Annotated in this window: 4 protein-coding genes; all 4 read left to right on the top strand. The window is 69.7% G+C overall.

The annotated features are described in order from the left end of the window. The coding region (locus G6020_RS04365) for a PucR family transcriptional regulator (protein ID WP_182609787.1) at nt 1-388 on the top strand (388 nt) is incomplete at its 5' end. A gap of 449 nt (nt 389-837) precedes the next feature. Then, nucleotides 838-1,476, top strand: coding sequence for a SipW-dependent-type signal peptide-containing protein (locus G6020_RS04360; RefSeq protein WP_194305967.1), 639 nt, complete (start codon nt 838-840; stop codon nt 1,474-1,476). A gap of 55 nt (nt 1,477-1,531) precedes the next feature. Continuing rightward, a complete protein-coding gene (locus tag G6020_RS04355) occupies nt 1,532-2,104 on the top strand; it encodes a signal peptidase I (RefSeq protein WP_347238306.1) in 573 nt (190 codons plus the stop codon). Continuing rightward, nucleotides 2,101-3,059 (top strand): hypothetical protein (locus G6020_RS04350; protein ID WP_182609786.1); only part of this gene is annotated, 959 nt, incomplete at its 3' end. The genes G6020_RS04355 and G6020_RS04350, both read left to right, overlap by 4 nt.

The following is a 3,059-nucleotide window of genomic DNA, read 5'->3' as shown; positions in this document are numbered from 1 at the left end:
CCACGTCGAGCGGGCCCGGCGCGCCGCGCAGCTGCTCGTGGCTCTGGGGCGCGCGGGCGAGGGGGCGGCGACCGAGGAGCTGGGCCTGTACGGGCTGCTGTTCAGTGAGGTCGACCGCGGTGACGTCACCCAGTTCATCGAGCGCAACCTCGGGCCGATCCGCCGCTACGACCGCGACCGCGGGACCGCCCTGCTGGAGACCCTGAGCGCCTGGTTCGACGCCGATGCCAGCCCCTCGGGTACCGCCGACCGGCTCTACGTCCACGTCAACACCGTGTACCAGCGGCTCGACCGGCTCGACTCGGTCCTCGGCCCCGGATGGCGTCGCGGCGACCGCGCGATGGAGCTACGCCTCGCTCTACGGATGTGGGAGTTGCGCGGCTCCTGAGCGCGGTCCGTCCGCGCTCCTGTTCACCCCTTCCTCGCAACGCCGCGGTTGGCGGACCTCTCGCCGGGATTTCGGCTCTGGGACCTGCGAGATGCCCGCCAAGTGGGGCTGTCACCTGAGTCGGGTGCCGCGGCCGGGCTGGATGCCTCGTCGTCGCGTGTCGTTGTTGCTGTCGTCGTCGCTGCCGTCGCGATCCGTCTCAGGCCTCCGACAGTCCTGGCATAGCGTCCAAATAGGGCTGCGACCTCCCAATACCTCGCAGCATGGAAGATGAGACACATGTCAGGTTCCCTGTTGAACTGCACTTTTGGTGCGAATCGCGAAACTGTGACGTTGTTTACAAAACCGTTACTTCCGTTTGCTACCGGCGAGTAGGTAAACGATAATAAATGCGATACGTCAACAAGAGTGTTGGCGCCCACCCTCACCTCCACCGGAAAGGCCCACCCATGAGCACCACGCCCCAGACCTCCCCGACTGCCTCGCCGAAGCAGAACCGCCGCAAGAAGACCCGCGCCATCATGGCCTCCGGTCTGGTGCTCGGCGTCGGTGCCGCGGTGACCCTGGCCGCCTGGTCCGACACGGCGTGGGGCGTGAGCGAGTTCGGTACCACGGGCAGCGACTTCAACATCCAGGCCCACTTCAACGCCACCGAGGGGTGGAACGAGTTCGTCACCAAGGACAAGGCCGGCACCATGCAGTTCGGACCCGCCTCCAAGGCCCTGGTCCCGGGAGTGCCCGTCTACCAGCTGGTGGGCCTGCACGAGAACAAGGGAAAGCTCGGCGCGGATGTCACCATCGCGCAGCAGAGCGTCGCCTCCAACGCGCTGACCAGCAAGGTCGCCGTGTCGATCGCCGAGCTCGGCGGTGGCTCGACCCCGCCGTCCAACTGCTCCGCTGCCGCCACCAACTTCAAGCCCGCCGGCACACTCGCCGCCCCCACGACGTCCACGACCCGCGTGGAGAAGAACGACTACAAGTGGCTGTGCTTCCGCGCCGAGCTCGCCCCGACCGCCGGACTGGATTCCGCCGGCATCGCGCCCGCCCCCGTGTTCTGGAACTTCGACGCGCAGAGCGACGACGCCTGACCCGCGACGACCAACTGATCCGAGACCGACGAACGACACGCGAGAGGTGATGGCCGTGCAGACCGCAGCAACGATGTCCCACAGCGGAACCCCGGCCCGCACCGCGGGAGCGCACCGCGCCCCCGGCAGGTCATTCGGCTCCTACCTCGCCGGCGGGCTGGCCAATCTGCTCGCCGCCGGCGGGGTGGTGGCGGTCGGTCTCGTGATCGCGGCGGTGACGATGAACATCACGCTCATCATGTTCAAGACCGGGTCCATGTCCCCCACGATCCCCACCGGCTCCGTCGCCGTGGTCAAGGAGATCAGTGCGGACGAGATCCGGGTGGGCGACGTCGTCACCGTCGACCGTCCCGGCCGGCTGCCCGTCACCCACCGGGTGATCGAGGTCCATCCGCAGGTGCCCGGCGAGGCGCTCATCCTGATGCAGGGCGACGCCAATCCGAACCCCGATCCGGGGATGTACCGGGTCGAGAGCGTCCGCAAGGTGCTGTGGTCGGTGCCCGGGCTGGCGAACGTGATCGTCTGGGCCGGGAACCCGCTGGTCCTGGGTTCGATCACCCTGCTCGCCGCGCTCGGGGTCCTGTGGACCTTCTGGCCGGGGCGCGACGACGACGAGGTCGCGCGGTGACCCTCCGGCAGCATCCGGTGCGGGCGCTCGTGGCGGTCCTCGGCGCCCTCGCCCTGCTCCTGACGACGGCCCTGGCACTCGGTTCGATCCGGCCCACCGAGGCGACGTGGTCCGACAGCGCAGTGGGCGCGGCCGAGTTCGGGGCCGCCAATCCGCACCAGAACACGCGCTTCGCCCGCGCGATGTCGACCTTCGGCCAGATGGAACGAGCGGTCCGGGACAGCGACGTCGGCGCCGTCACCGCCTTCCGCCAGAGCCCCGACACGTCCCGCCAGGTCGTCGGTCCGGCGACGCACAGCAGCACCGGCTCCTTTCCCACTTACCTGCTCCCCCTGACCACCGTGGGATTCTCGTGCTCGACGCTCGATGCGCAGTCGCGGTGCGAGAACGGGAACCCCACCGGCGTGGCCTCCGCCACCGCCGGCGCGGTCTCCGAGACCCGATCTCTGGACGTGCGGACGGCCAGCATCCTGGGGGCGGACCTGGTCAGCTACTCGGGCAGGAACCCGATTCGCGCGACCGCGGCCTGCTCCCCCACCGCCGGGGCGGCGACCCTGAGCTCGGACGGGCCGGTGATCCTGGGGCGGAACGGTCTCTTCGAGCAGGAGGTCCGCGTGGCGATGCCCGGTCCGAACTCGGAGCAGACGGGGTACCGGAGCTGGGGCAGCTACGACTACGTCGCCACCCTCCAGCACGTGAGGAAGGAGGGTCCCGGATACGCCCTGTCCCAGCTGCGGCTGCGCGTCAATGCCACCGGCACGGGCGGCGCCGAGCGCTGGAACCTCACCCTGATCCTCGCTCACGCCGAGTGTGGGGTCGACCGGGCTGCCACGGCCGCCCCCACCCGCCCCCACAGCGGAGAATGGCCGATCCTCTCGGCACAGACCAACCGGATGATGGTCGCCCAGGCCGACGCGCCGGTCGCCACGCCGTCCGAGGTCGCCGCCGCCGACGG

This window comes from Dietzia sp. B19, from assembly GCF_014145155.1.
Taxonomy (GTDB): Bacteria; Actinomycetota; Actinomycetes; order Mycobacteriales; family Mycobacteriaceae; genus Dietzia; species Dietzia natronolimnaea.
The sequence above is the reverse complement of the archived record's forward strand: the minus strand, read 5'-3'. Positions and strand labels throughout refer to the sequence as shown.